The 13,823-nt window shown below is 72.9% G+C and carries 13 protein-coding genes; 5 read left to right on the top strand and 8 right to left on the bottom strand.

All coding sequences use genetic code 11. The annotated features are described in order from the left end of the window. Positions 1-82 precede the first annotated feature (82 nt). The 7 genes from ACSNOG_RS28310 to ACSNOG_RS28280 all read right to left on the bottom strand — a co-directional run bounded on the left by ACSNOG_RS28310 (position 83) and on the right by ACSNOG_RS28280 (position 8,390). A complete protein-coding gene (locus ACSNOG_RS28310; RefSeq protein ID WP_436755544.1) occupies positions 83-1,741 on the bottom strand; it encodes a dipeptide ABC transporter ATP-binding protein in 1,659 nt (552 codons plus the stop codon). Then, positions 1,738-2,727, bottom strand: a complete 990-nt coding sequence (locus ACSNOG_RS28305) for an ABC transporter permease (protein WP_436755543.1) — start codon at positions 2,725-2,727, stop codon at positions 1,738-1,740. Before ACSNOG_RS28305 ends, ACSNOG_RS28310 begins: the two co-directional genes overlap by 4 nt. Beyond that, positions 2,724-3,737, bottom strand: coding sequence for an ABC transporter permease (locus ACSNOG_RS28300; RefSeq protein WP_436755542.1), 1,014 nt, complete (start codon positions 3,735-3,737; stop codon positions 2,724-2,726). Before ACSNOG_RS28300 ends, ACSNOG_RS28305 begins: the two co-directional genes overlap by 4 nt. Further along, positions 3,734-5,452 carry an ABC transporter substrate-binding protein gene (locus ACSNOG_RS28295; protein WP_436755541.1) on the bottom strand — a complete coding sequence of 573 codons (1,719 nt, stop codon included), beginning with the start codon at positions 5,450-5,452 and terminating at the stop codon, positions 3,734-3,736. Before ACSNOG_RS28295 ends, ACSNOG_RS28300 begins: the two co-directional genes overlap by 4 nt. Positions 5,453-5,649: 197 nt before the next feature. Then, on the bottom strand, positions 5,650-5,742 hold the full coding sequence (locus ACSNOG_RS28290; RefSeq protein WP_311766081.1) for an Ms4533A family Cys-rich leader peptide: 93 nt from the start codon (positions 5,740-5,742) through the stop codon (positions 5,650-5,652). A gap of 85 nt (positions 5,743-5,827) precedes the next feature. Beyond that, positions 5,828-7,414: a DUF3152 domain-containing protein gene (locus tag ACSNOG_RS28285; protein ID WP_436755540.1), complete on the bottom strand. Its 1,587-nt coding sequence runs from the start codon at positions 7,412-7,414 to the stop codon at positions 5,828-5,830. Then, positions 7,407-8,390: an alpha/beta fold hydrolase gene (locus ACSNOG_RS28280; protein ID WP_436755539.1), complete on the bottom strand. Its 984-nt coding sequence runs from the start codon at positions 8,388-8,390 to the stop codon at positions 7,407-7,409. Before ACSNOG_RS28280 ends, ACSNOG_RS28285 begins: the two co-directional genes overlap by 8 nt. A 141-nt stretch (positions 8,391-8,531) precedes the next feature. Here ACSNOG_RS28280 and ACSNOG_RS28275 point away from each other — a divergent pair, with 141 nt between their 5' ends. The 4 genes from ACSNOG_RS28275 to ACSNOG_RS28260 all read left to right on the top strand — a co-directional run bounded on the left by ACSNOG_RS28275 (position 8,532) and on the right by ACSNOG_RS28260 (position 10,326). Further along, positions 8,532-8,762: a hypothetical protein gene (locus ACSNOG_RS28275; protein WP_436755538.1), complete on the top strand. Its 231-nt coding sequence runs from the start codon at positions 8,532-8,534 to the stop codon at positions 8,760-8,762. Between the two features lie 176 nt (positions 8,763-8,938). Continuing rightward, a complete protein-coding gene (locus ACSNOG_RS28270) occupies positions 8,939-9,577 on the top strand; it encodes a TetR/AcrR family transcriptional regulator (protein WP_436755537.1) in 639 nt (212 codons plus the stop codon). Between the two features lie 60 nt (positions 9,578-9,637). After that, positions 9,638-9,865, top strand: coding sequence for a DUF3107 domain-containing protein (locus ACSNOG_RS28265; RefSeq protein ID WP_359105655.1), 228 nt, complete (start codon positions 9,638-9,640; stop codon positions 9,863-9,865). A 182-nt stretch (positions 9,866-10,047) separates the two neighbouring features. Then, the gene (locus ACSNOG_RS28260) at positions 10,048-10,326 is read left to right on the top strand and encodes a hypothetical protein (protein ID WP_436755536.1); all 279 of its coding nucleotides are present in this window, start codon (positions 10,048-10,050) and stop codon (positions 10,324-10,326) included. A 120-nt stretch (positions 10,327-10,446) separates the two neighbouring features. Here the strand turns inward: ACSNOG_RS28260 and ACSNOG_RS28255 are convergent, their stop codons facing one another. Beyond that, on the bottom strand, positions 10,447-11,193 hold the full coding sequence (locus ACSNOG_RS28255; RefSeq protein WP_058046122.1) for a ferritin-like fold-containing protein: 747 nt from the start codon (positions 11,191-11,193) through the stop codon (positions 10,447-10,449). Positions 11,194-11,731: 538 nt separating this feature from the next. On the opposite strand from ACSNOG_RS28255, the gene ACSNOG_RS28250 reads away from it, so the two are divergent. Beyond that, the coding region (locus ACSNOG_RS28250; RefSeq protein WP_436755535.1) for a DEAD/DEAH box helicase at positions 11,732-13,823 on the top strand (2,092 nt) is incomplete at its 3' end.

The following is a 13,823-nucleotide window of genomic DNA, read 5'->3' as shown; positions in this document are numbered from 1 at the left end:
CCCCCCCCCCCCCCCCCCCCCCCCCCCCCACCGGAAGGGGTGAACAGAGGTGACTTTCCAGGAGATGAGGCGTTGCCTCGCGCTATGCGGCGGCTTCGGCCCCTTCGAGCCGCGGGACCGCCGCGAGCAGGCCCTTGGTGTAGGCGTGCCGGGGCTGCTCGTAGACCGTGTCGGCCGGGCCCTCCTCGACGATCCGGCCGCCGCGCATGACGACGAGCCGGTCGCTGACCTGCCGTACGACCGCGAGGTCGTGGGCGATGAAGACCAGCGCGAGGCCGAGGTCGCGCTGCAACTCGCCGAGCAGCCGCACGACCTGCGCCTGGGTGGTGACGTCGAGCGCGGAGACCGGCTCGTCGCAGACGATCAGCTTCGGCTCGGGCGCGAGAGCGCGCGCGATGCCGACGCGCTGCCGCTGGCCGCCGCTGAACTCGTGCGGGTAGCGGTGGTAGGCGCCGGGGTCGAGCCCCACGCGCTCCAGCAGCTCCCGCACGCGCGCGGCGATCGCGGCCTCGTCGAGCTTCCCGGCGGCGCGCAGCGGGTCGGCGATCGACTCGCCGATGCTGCGCCGGGGGTTGAGCGAGGAGACGGGGTCCTGGAAGACCATCTGCAGCTCGCTGCGGAAGGAGCGCAGTTCGCGCTCCTTCAGGCCGCCGATGTCGCGGCCCTCGTAGCGCAGTTCGCCGCCGGTGGGGGCAAGGAGCCGGACGAGCATGCGGCCCAGGGTCGTCTTGCCGCTGCCGGACTCCCCCACGACGCCGACGGTCTCGCCGGGCCGTACGGTCAGCGAGACGTCGTCGACGGCCGTGACGGCGTCCTTGCCGCGGCCGAACCGCCGGGTGAGGCCGGTGGCTTCGAGCAGCGGCGCCTCGTCCGCGGCGGCCCGCGCGCCCGCGTCCGGGCGGCGGACGTCCACGCGCGGGACGGCCGCGAGCAGGTCGCGGGTGTACGGCTCGCCCGGCGTGTCGAGCAGGGTACGGACGGGGCCGCGCTCGACGGCCCGGCCGTCCTTCATCACGAGCAGCTCGTCGACGCTGCCGGCCGCGACGCCCAGGTCGTGGGTGACCAGGACGAGGCCCATGCCGGTCTCGGCGCGCAGGTCGCGCAGGAGGTCGAGGATCTGGGCCTGGACGGTGACGTCGAGGGCGGTGGTGGGCTCGTCGGCGACCAGCAGGCGCGGTGCGCAGGCGAGGGCCATCGCGATGAGGGCGCGCTGGCGCATGCCGCCGCTGAACTCGTGCGGGCGGGAGCGGGCGCGGCGGGCCGCGTCCGGGATGCCCACGCGGTCCAGCACCTCGGCGGCACGCGCGCGTGCCGCACGGCGGGAGGCGCCGCGGTGGTGGACCCGGTAGACCTCGGCGATCTGGTCGCCGACGGCCTGGTAGGGGTCGAGGGAGGAGAGCGGGTCCTGGAAGACCATGGCGGCGACGCCGCCGCGCAGCCGCCGCAGGGCGGCGTCGTCGGCGGCCTGGACGTCGTGACCGGCCACCGTCACCTGACCGGTGACCTCGGCGCCGGTGTCCCGGTGCAGCCCCAGCAGCGCGTAGGCGGCCGTGGACTTGCCGGAGCCGGACTCGCCGACGATGCCGAGGGACCCGCCCGGCGGGAGGCTGAACGACAGGTCGTCGACGGCCCGCACGAGGCGGCCCGCGGCCCGGCCGCCGGGCCCGGCGGGGAAGGTGACGGAGAGGCCGGAGACGGCCACCAGGGGCGTTTGCGTCGTCCCACGGGGTCCGGTCGTCATCGCAGGGCCACCCTTCGGTCCGCGACGGCGTACAGCACGTCCGCCACGATGTTGGCGATGACGACGGCGGTGCCGGTGACCATCACGACGGCGACGACCACGGGCAGGTCGAGGCTCGTGGTGGCGTGCACCAGCAGCTGTCCGATGCCGGGCAGGCCGAACATCATCTCAGTGAGTACCGCGTTGCCGAACATCGACCCGAAGTCGGCCGCCGTCAGCGCGATGACGGGCGCGACGGCGCCGCGCAGGGCGTGGCGCGTGACGAGGGAGCGCTCGCGGACGCCGTAGGCGCGGAAGGTGCGGATGTGGTCCTCGGCCAGGGTCTCCAGCACGGAACTGCGGGTGAGCCGGGCGTACTTCGCCGACTCCAGGAGTCCGAGCGCGGCCCACGGCAGCAGCATGTTCCAGGCCCACTGCTCGGGGTCGTCGGTGAGCGGCACGTAGGAGGGGAAGGGCAGCCAGGCCAGGTAGGCGCAGAAGAGCATCAGCAGGCCGAGGCCGCTGATGAAGACCGGCGTGGCCGTTCCGGCGAGGGTGAGCCAGGTCAGCACGCGCTCGGTGATCCCGCCGCGGCGCAGCGCGGACAGCAGGCCGGTGCCGGTGCCCAGCAGCAGCCAGACGGCCATGGCGCCGACGGCGAGCGAGGCGGTGGCGGGCAGCCGGTCGATCAGCATGTCGGTGACCTGCTGGTTGTTCTGGTACGACAAACCGAAGCACGGTGCGTCGCAGTGCAGCACCGCGGCGCCGGTGGAGTAGTCGTGCCCGGCGACGATGCCCTGGAGGAAGTGCCAGTACTGGACGTACACGGGGTCGCCGAGGGAGAGCTGCTCGCGGACCTGGGCGATCTGCTCGGGGTTGCAGCGCGGGCCGCAGGCCAGGCGGGCGGGGTCGCCGGGCGCGATGTAGAAGGTCGCGTAGACGACGGCGGAGAGCACGAGGAGGACGGCGAGCGCGCCGGCGGCGCGTCGCAGGAGGTATCCGGTCACGCCGCGCCTCCCGCGCCGCTCGTGCGCGCCTTGCGCCGGTTCCGGCCGACGCGGAGCCGTGAGGCCTCGCGCGGGTCGAGCGCCGTGCGCACCCCGTCGCCGAGGACGGTGAAGGCGAGCGTGGTGACGAAGAGCATGAGCGCCGGCAGCAGCACGTACAGGGGGTCGGCGCGGAACCAGGTGGTGGCCGACGAGAGCATGTGGCCCCAGGAGGGGGTCGGCGGCTTCACGCCGACTCCGAGGAAGGACATGCTCGCTTCGAGCACGATGTTGCTCGGCAGCAGGACGGCCGCGTAGGTGATCACGGGCGCGGCGAGCGAGGGCAGGAGTTCGCGCCGGGCGACGCGCCAGGTGGAGCCGCCGGTGAGCCGGGCGGCGGAGACGAAGTCGAGCTTCATCAGGCCCAGGGCCTGGGCGCGCACGAGACGGGCCATCCCGCCCCACGCCAGCAGTCCGATGGCGATGACGAGCAGCACGGGGCGCGGGAAGTCCGCCGGGACGACGGCCATCAGGGCGATCGCGAAGACCAGCATCGGCATGGCGACCATGACGTCGGTGAGGTGGCTGAGCGCGCTGTCGACGAAGCGGTTGCCGAGGGCGGCGGCCAGGCCCACGCCGACGCCGATCAGCACCTGGACGAGCGTGGCTCCGAGGGCGACGAGCAGCGAGACGCGGGCGCCGTAGACGAGGCGCACGAACAGGTCGCGGCCGGTGCCCGGTTCGACGCCCAGCCAGTGGTCGGCGCTGACGCCGCCGAAGTCCCCGAAGGGCACGCCGCCGCGCGCGGAGTCGACCAGGGCGTCGTGGTAGGTGTTCGCGTCCTGGCCCTCCAGCGCGGCCAGCAGGGGCGCGGCGAGGGCGAGAAGGACGAGCAGGCCCAGCACGGCGGCGGCCGCGAGCGCGGACTTCCGCGCTCCCAGCCGCCGCAGGACCTGCCGGGCGCCGGAGGCGGGAGCGGCTCCCGCCTCCGGTTCCTTCGGTGCGTGCGTGGTCAGCAGATCGGTGGTCACTTGACCGCGACCTGCGAGACGTCGAGGACACCGGTCCAGTTGCTGATGACGACGTTCTTGACGTCCTTGCCGTAGAGGCGCTTGTAGACCGGGTGGAACAGCGGCACGGTCAGGGCCTGCTCGCCGATCTTCTTGTCGAGGGCGCCCCAGCGCTGCGCGGCGGCATCGTGGTCCGTGATCTTGTTGATCTCGTCGATCTCGTCGTTGACCTTGGGGTCGTTCAGGCGGGCGGCGTTGAAGTTGTAGCCGTCCTTGACGATCTGCCGGCCGTCGAAGATCGGGGCCAGGAAGGGGCCGCCGGAGGGCCAGTCGGCACCCCAGTGGGCGAGGAAGAGGGCCGGCTGCTTGTCGACGCTGTGGACCTTCTCCTCGTAGTCGTTGTCCTCCAGGCCCTCCAGCTTGACCGTGATGCCGGCCTCCTTCAGAGCCGCCTGGATCGCGGTCGCGATCTCGGGGCTGGTCTCGGAGTTCTGGGCGGTGGAGTGGGTGAGCGTGATCTCCAGGCCGTTCTCGTGACCGGCCTCCTTCAGCAGCTCCCTGGCCTTGGCCGCATCGCCCTTGGCGCCCGCCGGGAAGTGGTCGTGGGCGGTGTAGCCGAAGGACTTCTGGTTCGGCAGGAAGGTCGTCGCGGGCTCGGCGAGCGAGGAGCCGCCGGCGGCGTTGACGACGCTGGTGCGGTTGATCGCGTAGGCGACGGCCCGGCGGACCTTCGGGTCGTCGAACGGCTTGGCCTCGGGGTTGAACGCCAGGTAGTTGGTGTAGCCGAAGTGGCCGGTGCCGACGCGGCCGGCGAGCTTCTTGTCGCCGGTGACCTGGGCGAGCTCGGCCGGGCCCAGGTTGGTGTCGGTGGTCACCGCGGCGGCGTCGGCGCCGGAGCCGGTCGACAGCCGCTGGTTGATGACGGCCGGGGACAGGCCGGACCTGACCTCGATCCGGTCGGGGTAGGCGTGCCGCTCCTTGTCGGTCTCCTCCGACCAGTTGGGGTTGCGCTCCAGCGTCATCTGCTCGCCGTCGCCCACGTTCTTGACGACCTTGTACGGGCCCGAGGAGACCGGGTGCTCGGCGTACTTGGCGCCGGTGTCCTTGGCCTTGGGCACGGGGGCGAACTGGGTGGAGGTCGCGAAGTAGGGGAAGTCGCCCTCGGGCTTCTTCAGCTTGAAGACGATGGTCCTCGCGTCGGGCGTCTCGATGGAGTCGAGGCCCTTCTTCTCCTTGTACGGGCCCTGGTAGCTGTCGCCGCCGATGAGCCAGTCACGCAAGTAGGGGGCGCCGCCGGAGAGTTCGGCGGCGAAGGAGCGCTCGACGCCGTACTTGATGTCGGCGGAGGTGATGGGCGAGCCGTCCTCGTACTTGAGGCCGTCCTTCAGCTTGTACGTCCAGGTCTTGGCGTCGTCGCTGGGGGTGCCGGTGTCCGTGGCGAGGTCGGGGACGACCTTGGTGCCCTCGGCGCCGTTCTCGCGGTTGCGGGTGGTGAGGGTGCGGTAGACGAGCGAGGGGATGTTGCCGCCGCCGGAGGTGTACAGGCGGGCCGGGTCGAACTGCTTCTGCGGCGCCCGGTTGAGCACCGTGAGCGTGCCGCCCTTCTCGGGCGCGCCGTCGGCGCCGCCGCCCTTGGCGCCGCTCTCCTCCGGGCCGCACGCTGCCGCGCCGCCCATCAGGACCACACTGACGGCGGCGGCCGCCACACGGCGGGATATCGCGGGAAGTTGACGCATGACGAAGGGGGCCTTTCGCGGATACGGGAGAGCGAGGGGTGAGCTGCTGAGCCGGAAGCACCCACGGAAGGCGGTGGAAGGGAGCGCGAAGGCGCCGGACCGCCCCCCGGCGGACGCGACACTGCTTACGGAAGCGCAGGAGCGCAGGTGACGCAGGAGTGCAGACGCGGAAAAGTGCTCGGGGGAAGAGTGCGGTCTCAGCGACAGTGAATGTCGGCGACGCTGTGCGCGGCCACGCCGATCAGCGCCAGCTCGAAGCCGGCGGTCTCGGGGGCGTGGTGGTGCGACATGCGCAGAACACTGAACGAATTTTCGCCCCCTGTCCAAGGTGTCTCATATCCAGAGATGGAACATTCCGGAGAATGAGACACTCGATCATGGGTGCGGCCAGGGGTTCGGCCGGCAGGTGACGCCGTCCGTCGCCAGGAACTTGGTCTGCTGCATCATCACCGGGGCGAGCGCGCCCTCCTTGGAACACGTCTCGTGGTCGCGTCCGAGCCGGTGGCCGACCTCGTGGTTGATGAGCATCTGCCGGTAGGCGTGCATCTTGTCGCCGTACGTCTGTGCGCCCTGCGCCCACCGGTAGGCGTTGATCATGACGCGGTCGGTGGCGGCGGAGTCGCAGGAGACGTTGTCCTGCGTGGTGTCGAGCCCCGACTTGGCGCACCAGACGGCCGTGGTGCCCGGGCTGGCCAGGGTGATGACGAAGCGGGCGTCGCCGGAGGAGACCCGCTCGAAGGTGCGGGTGCCGCCGTGGCCCCAGCTGCGCTCGTCGTTGAGCGTGCGGTGCACGGCCGTGGCGAAGAGCTCGGCGTCGAGCGGCAGGCCCTTCTCGACGTCGACGCGGTAGCGCACGACATCGCCCCGGCCGGGGGCGCGGTCGTGGCCGCCGACGGTCTCGAAGTCGCCGCTGCCCTTGGCCTTCTCGTCCAGGGGGTACTTGCGGTCCATCTTCTGCTCGTACGTGACCGGCTGCGCGACGCCCCCGTTGGGCGTCGGGCGGCTGTCGGAGCGGGAGGCGGCGTCGGGGCTCTGCCGCTCGACGTCCGCCGGGCGGGCCTGCGCCTGGGTGTCCGTGCCGTCCTCGACCTGTCCGGCGACGACGACGGCGAGCACCGCCGTCACGACGGCGGCGGCGACGCCCGTGGCCGTGCGCGCCACGACGCCGCCGGGCTTCTCGCAGGACGCACCGCGGGAGCCGCCGCGGGGGCGGGCGCTCCCGGGGCGGGGCGCCGGCACGCGCACGGGCGGCGCGGCGGGGCTGCCGGAGGGGCTCGCCGCAGCGGGCACGCGCGCGGTGCGGTCGGCGGAGTCGCTGCCTGCGGCAGGAGCGGGTACGCGCGCATCGGCACCGGGCACGCGCGCGTGGGGGCCGTTCGGCGCGCTGTCCGGATCGTCGCTCGGGGTACTGCCGGCTGCGGCCGGTGCGCCTCCCAGCCAGTACGGGGAGTACGCCTGGTCCCCGTAGGCGGTCTGCCCGGGGGCCGCCTCCGCGTAGGCCGCGGGCTCCACGGGCTCCGTACCGTAGACGGCGCCGTGGCCCCCCTCGTAGGAGTCGTGGCCCGCTCCGTAGGAGGGGGTGTACGCGTCGAAGGAGGCGTCGTAGGCCGCGGCGTCCTGGCCCGTGCCGTAGCCGCCGAGGTATCCGGCCAGGCGCGCGTCGTAGCCCGGCACGCTCCCGGGCCCGTACGCCCCCGCGTCCGTGGCGTGGGCGCGCTGCACTCCGATGACGCCCCAGCCGACGCCGACCTCCTGGCGCTGCCCGGGGAAGCCCTCGGGGCCGCCCTGGTCCACCGGTCCCGCGGGTCTGAGCGGGTCGTAAAAGGGGTCGCCCTCGCCCTCACCGGGGAAGGCCGCGGGCTCGTGGCCGGCCGCTCCCTGGCCACCGCCGCCCGCACCGGAAGCGGTGGGCGCGGCGGGCCGGAAGCCGGCACGGGGGGCGCGTGCGCTGTGTTTACCCACGAGGCGAGGCGCTCCGATCGGCTGTGGCGGTGTCCGCGAGGAGGTCGCGGAAGGCACGAGCCACCGCGTCCGGGTCCTCCATCATGGCGACATGTCCTGATTCCACCAGTGTCAGCAACCGCGAGTCGCGGAAAGTCCTGCCGGCACGGCGGGCCATCCGGATGGAGACGAGCTGGTCGCGCATTCCGTAGACCAGAAGAGTAGGGGCAAGGACGCGCTCCGCCTGCCGCCACAGCGAATGCTGGCCCCCAAGGGTGTACGCGTCGACCACTCCGCGTGCGGAGCGGGCCATGACGTCCCAGAAGTAGGGGAGCTCCAGGCGCCGCTCGTACTCCGCGACGGCGAGCGCGAAGCCCTCGGATGTCACTCTTCCGGGGTCTCCGTAACACAGCGCGAGGACGTCGCGCGTACGCCGCTCGGGTGTCCACTCCTTCGTCATCCGGGCGAAGAGGGACGCCACGCCGGGCAGTGCGAGCAGCGCCGTGGGCACCGCGGTGCGCTGCGGGCGCAGCTCGGGCAGCGCGGGCGAGATCAGGGTGAGCGTGCGGACGAGGTCCGGGCGGACGGCGGCCACGCGGGTCGCTATGGCACCGCCCATGGAGTTGCCCACGAGGTGCACGGGGCCGCGCCCGCTCGCGTCGAGGTAGCGGATGACCACGCGCGCGAAGCCGGTGATCGAGTAGTCGCCGTCGTCCGGGGGCGGGGAGTCGCCGAAGCCCGGCAGGTCGAGCGCCTCGCAGGCGGTGTCGCCCGCGAGCAGCTCCATGAGCGCGGACCAGTTCTGCGAGGAGCCGCCGAGGCCGTGGATGCAGAGCGCGGGCGGCAGCCCCTCGCTGCGGGGCGGGCGGGAGCGCACGGCCAGCGTGACGCCGGGCAGCGTCACCGTGCGGACCTCCTCGCCCTCGCTGACGCGCGAGGGCCGACCGGGAGGCACCACGGGGACGGTGCGGGCATCCGGTGACTCGGTCGAAGACATGCGGGCAATGTTACGAGACGATCACGCCGGGCCCGTTGTGGCGGGCGTCACAGATCACCTGGCGGCACGAGGCCTTGTCTCCTAGGCTCGACCGCAAGGAGTACGAGGGCGCACATCCCGGATACCGGAAAGAGGTTCCGCATGCCTGTCGACCCGAGCGACCCCGAGACGTTCGAAGACTTCGACGAGGAGGACGCCGACGTGACGGAATTCGACGCCGAGGCCCCGGAAGCCGATGCCGCGGAGCAGCACGCCGACCTCGCCCAGCACCGGGACGACCCGCTCGCCGTCCTGGACCCCGCCGCGGCCAACGTGGCCGACGTCGCCGAGCAGGCGCGCGTCGTGGACCTGGACGAGGACGACTACCGCTGAACCACGGGTTCCCGGCGGGGCCATGGGCCGGCCTGTGCCAATTGTCAGGATTTTGTCAACTTCCCACAGCGTCCGGTCCGTGAAATTCTCCGCTCCGACCACGCACGCCCGGGTTACCCAAAAGTACGATGGCGGACGCGGTGCACACCGTGCAGTGAACGATCATGGGAGGCGGCGTGACAGCCATCGAGCAGACCGAGGCGCGGCCGCGGGGCACGCGCCTGCCGCGCCGAGCCCGACGCAACCAGCTGCTGGGCGCGGCCCAGGAAGTCTTCGTCGCGCAGGGGTACCACGCGGCGGCGATGGACGACATCGCCGAGCGCGCCGGCGTCAGCAAGCCGGTCCTCTACCAGCACTTCCCCGGCAAGCTGGACCTCTACCTGGCCCTGCTGGACCAGCACTGCGAGAACCTGCTGCACGCGGTGCGCACCGCCCTGGCCTCCACGTCCGACAACAAGCTGCGCGTCGCAGCCACCATGGACGCCTACTTCGCCTACGTGGAGGACGAGGGCGGCGCCTTCCGCCTGGTCTTCGAGTCCGACCTGACCAACGAGCCGGCCGTGCGCGAGCGCGTCGACAAGGTCTCGCTGCAGTGCGCCGAGGCGATCAGCGACGTCATCGCCGAGGACACGGGCCTGTCGAAGGACGAGGCGATGCTGCTGGCCGTGGGCCTGGGCGGCGTCTCGCAGGTGGTCGCGCGCTACTGGCTCTCCAGCGAGAGCACGGTGCCCCGCGCCACGGCCGTCCAGCTGCTGACCTCGCTCGCCTGGCGCGGCATCGCGGGCTTCCCGAAGAACGCCCCCGAGCAGGCCTGACCCCGCACCCGACCGGCTAATGTGTGGACGAATACCCACACCTTCGGAGGGACATAAGCCGTGGAGGTCAAGATCGGCGTGCAGCACGCGCCGCGCGAGATCGTCATCGAGAGCACGCAGAGCGCCGAGGAGGTCGAGCGGGCGATCTCCGACGCTCTCGCCGGCAAGGCGCCCCTGCTCAGCCTGGAGGACAGCCGCGGCCGCAAGGTCCTGGTCCCGTCCGAGCGCCTGGCGTACGTGGAGATCGGCGAGCCCGCCGCCCGCAAGGTCGGCTTCGGCGCGCTCTGAGTCCGCGCTTCGGAGGCTTCGAACGGCGGGGTCCCGGTGAGGAATCACCGGGACCCCGCCGTTGTCTTTACGGGTGCAGCTCCGTGCGAACCGGGACGAGGGTTGCCGCACACCCCCGAGGGGTAGTACGGCTTCGACCGGTTTGCACCCGCTCCTCGCCCCGGTACGGGAGGGAAGTGACCATGATCTTGTGGGAAGCGCTCGGCTCGGTCCTCATCGGACTCGCCGTCTCCTACGGCGCCCTGCGCTGGCTGCCCGAGCGGTACGGGCAGTTCCGCTCCCGGGCCCTGACGCTGGCCACCGGTCCCGTCGCGGCGCTCTTCGGCGCCCTGCTCGCCCACTCCGTCCTCGGCCCGGGCCACACGCCGGCCACGCTGGCGGTCTCGCTCGGGGTGGCCGTGGCCCTGCTGTCCCTGCTGCTGCGGCAGGGCGACCGGGCCCGCCGATCAGCCACGGCCTGAAGAGGGCCGGAACGGCCGGGACCGCAGCAGTCAGCACCGCAGCGGTCAGGACCGAAGCGGTCAGCACCGCAGCGGCCCGGGCCGGAGCCCGGGCCGGAGCCGCGGGGTCACCGCGTGCGGTCAGGCCGCCAGGCCCAGCGCGGCCATGCGCTTGGTGTGCGCCTCGGTGATCCGGGAGAACATCTTCCCGACCTCCGCGAGGTCGAAGCCGTCGGCCACGCCGCCCACCAGCATCGTGGACAGCGCGTCACGGTCGGCGACCACGCGCTGCGCCTGGGAGAGCGCCTCGCCCATCAGCCGGCGCGCCCACAGCGCGAGGCGGCCGCCCACCCGCGGCTCGGCCTCGATCGCGGCGCGCACCTTCTCGACCGCGAAGGTCGCGTGCCCCGTGTCGTCCAGGACGGTCAGCACCAGGGCGCGGGTGTCGGAGTCCAGCCGGGCCGCCACCTCGCGGTAGAAGTCACTGGCGATCGAGTCGCCCACGTAGGCCTTGACCAGGCCCTCCAGCCAGTCGGACGGGGCCGTCTGGCGGTGGAACTCATCCAGCGCGGCCGCGAAGGGCTCCATGGCGCCGGTCGGCTCCGCGTCGATCGCGGCCAGGCGGTCGCGCAGCCGCTGGAAGTGGCCGAACTCCGCCGCGGCCATCTTCGCCAGCTCGGCCTTGTCGTCCAGGGTCGGGGCCAGCTTCGCGTCCTCGGCGAGGCGCTCGAAGGCGGCCAGCTCGCCGTAGGCGAGCGCGCCCAGCAGGTCCACGACCGCCGCGCGGTACTGCGGGTCGGCGGATGCCTGAGCCCAGTCCTGGGCGGCGATCCCGGTGAGCGCCTCGGCGGGCTCGTTGGCGTTCTCAGCGTTGTCGGACGTCTCCATGGAGCGCACAATAGCCCGCTTCGCAACCCGGCGAAGGCCCAGGTCAGCTACTTCATCCGGATCTGTCCGAAGGATTGTCCGGACACACATGCGCCTTTCCGGGGTACAGTGGTAATGCGCCTGTCGAGTGTGTCGGCAGGCAGTCCCATGCTGTGTCTTCCGGGGGCATCTCTCGCCCCAGCCCCTGGACCTCCAGCGGATGCCCGGTCGGTGGCCCGATCGGCTTCCAAAACCGACCGCCCTCCGCGCGGCGCACACGAGACGTGTGCACCAGGAGGGATCCGCTCGCGGCACGTGTGCTCGAGCGAAGGCAGTGGTCCCGCGCCATCCGGCGTCCCCAGGCCGGACAGTACCCCGGCGCGGTCCGTACGACCTTGTACGACCCCCTTCGCCGCCCAGCGCCGCCGCGTCTCACAGAAGAGGCAAGATCCTGTCCACTCCTTCGAACCCCTCGACTTTCCGAGACCTGGGAATCCTCCCCGAGACGGCCGAAGCGCTCGAAGCCGTCGGCATCGTGCACCCCTTTCCGATCCAGGAGATGACGCTCCCGGTGGCCCTCTCGGGCTCCGACGTCATCGGCCAGGCCAAGACCGGCACCGGCAAGACGCTGGGCTTCGGCCTCCCCCTCCTGGAGCGCGTCGTCGTCCCCGCCGACGTCGAGGCGGGCCGGGCGAAGCCCGAGCAGCTGACCGACGCCCCGCAGGCGCTCGTCGTCGTCCCCACCCGTGAGCTGTGCCAGCAGGTCACCAACGACCTCCTGACCGCCGGCAAGGTACGCAACGTCCGCGTCCAGGCCATCTACGGCGGCCGCGCCTACGAGCCGCAGGTCGAGGCCCTCAAGAAGGGCGTCGACGTCATCGTCGGCACCCCCGGCCGCCTGCTCGACCTCGCCGGCCAGAAGAAGCTCAGCCTCGCGCACGTCAAGGCACTCGTCCTCGACGAGGCCGACGAGATGCTCGACCTCGGCTTCCTGCCCGACGTCGAGCGCATCATCACGATGCTCCCGGCCAAGCGCCAGACCATGCTCTTCTCGGCCACCATGCCGGGCGCGGTCATCTCCCTGGCGCGGCGCTACATGTCGCAGCCCACGCACATCCGCGCCACCTCGCCGGACGACGAGGGCCAGACCCACGCCAACATCGCCCAGCACATCTTCCGCGCCCACAACATGGACAAGCCGGAGATGGTCGCCCGCATCCTGCAGGCCGAGGGCCGCAACCGCGCGATGATCTTCTGCCGCACGAAGCGCACCGCGGCGGACATCGCCGACCAGCTGCTCCGCCGCGGCTTCGCCTCCGGCGCGGTCCACGGCGACCTCGGCCAGGGCGCCCGCGAGCAGGCGCTGCGCGCCTTCCGCAACGGCAAGGTCGACGTCCTCGTCTGCACCGACGTCGCCGCCCGCGGCATCGACGTCGACGACGTCACCCACGTCATCAACTACCAGTCCCCCGAGGACGAGAAGACCTACCTGCACCGCATCGGCCGCACCGGCCGCGCGGGCAAGTCCGGCACGGCCGTCACCCTGGTCGACTGGGACGACATCCCGCGCTGGAAGCTCATCAACAAGGCGCTCGAGCTGCCCTTCGACGAGCCGGAGGAGACGTACTCCACCTCCCCGCACCTGTACGAGGTGCTGGGCATCCCCGCGGGCACGAAGGGCATACTGCCGCGCTCCGAGCGGACCCTTGCCGGGCTCGCGGCGGAGGAGATCGAGGACCTCGGCGAGACCGGTGGCCGTGGCGGCCGCGGCGGCCGTGACCGCGGTCGCGACGGGGGCCGTGACGGGGGCCGGGGCCCGCGTCAGGAGACCGAGGAGCGTCCCGCCCGTACGCGTACGCCGCGTCAGCGCCGCCGCACCCGCGGCGGGGCGGCGCTCGGCGCCGACACCACGGCCGCTCCGGCCGTGGCCGCCGCTCCGGTGGCCGAGGGCGCGCCCGCCACGCCGTCGAAGCCGCGTCGCCGTCGCCGTACGCGCGGCGGGGCCGGGTCGGCCGCGGCCGCGGTGACGCCGGTGGCCGCGGAGGCCGTGCAGACCGCGGTGACCGCCGAGGCTGCCGCTCCCACGGAGACCGCTGCCGCGGAGGTTCCGGCGCAGCCGCGCCGTCGTCGTACGCGCGCCGCGAAGCCGGAGGCCGCTGCGGCGGTCGAGACCGCGCCCGTCGCGGTCGCCCCGGTCGAGGCCGCGCCGGTCGAGGCCGCCCCGGTCGTCCCGGCCCAGGAGCAGGCCGAGGCCAAGCCGGCCCGCCGGACGCGCGCCAAGAAGGCCGCCGCGCCCGTGGCGGAGGTCGTCGCGGAGGTCGTCGCCGAGGCCGAGGCCCTGACGGAGGCCCCTGCCGAGGCCAAGCCGAAGCGCACCCGTGCCAAGAAGGCCGCCGCCGCGCCCGCCGAGGCCGCCGTGGAGGTGACCGAGGTCGCGGAGACCGCCGAGGCGAAGCCGAAGCGCAGCCGTGCCAAGAAGGCCGCCGTCGCCCCTGTGGCGGAGGTCGTCGCCGAGGCCGAGGCCGAGGTCAAGCCGAAGCGCACCCGCACCACCAAGAAGGCCGCCGCCGCGGTGGAGCCGGTGGCCGAGGCCGCGACCGAGGTCGCGGAGAAGCCCAAGCGCACCCGCAAGACCGCCGCCAAGAAGGCCG

Origin of the sequence: Streptomyces sp. URMC 124 (assembly GCF_051386455.1) — a bacterium.
GTDB lineage: Bacteria > Actinomycetota > Actinomycetes > Streptomycetales > Streptomycetaceae > Streptomyces.
The sequence above is the reverse complement of the archived record's forward strand: the minus strand, read 5'-3'. Positions and strand labels throughout refer to the sequence as shown.

Coding starts and splice junctions, on each gene's coding strand:
- ACSNOG_RS28275 (WP_436755538.1), top strand. CDS start 8,532: ATGCCTGTCGACCCGAGCGACCCCGAGACGTTCGAAGACTTCGACGAG.
- ACSNOG_RS28260 (WP_436755536.1), top strand. CDS start 10,048: ATGATCTTGTGGGAAGCGCTCGGCTCGGTCCTCATCGGACTCGCCGTC.
- ACSNOG_RS28290 (WP_311766081.1), bottom strand. CDS start 5,742: ATGTCGCACCACCACGCCCCCGAGACCGCCGGCTTCGAGCTGGCGCTG.
- ACSNOG_RS28295 (WP_436755541.1), bottom strand. CDS start 5,452: ATGCGTCAACTTCCCGCGATATCCCGCCGTGTGGCGGCCGCCGCCGTC.
- ACSNOG_RS28255 (WP_058046122.1), bottom strand. CDS start 11,193: ATGGAGACGTCCGACAACGCTGAGAACGCCAACGAGCCCGCCGAGGCG.
- ACSNOG_RS28310 (WP_436755544.1), bottom strand. CDS start 1,741: ATGACGACCGGACCCCGTGGGACGACGCAAACGCCCCTGGTGGCCGTC.
- ACSNOG_RS28280 (WP_436755539.1), bottom strand. CDS start 8,390: ATGTCTTCGACCGAGTCACCGGATGCCCGCACCGTCCCCGTGGTGCCT.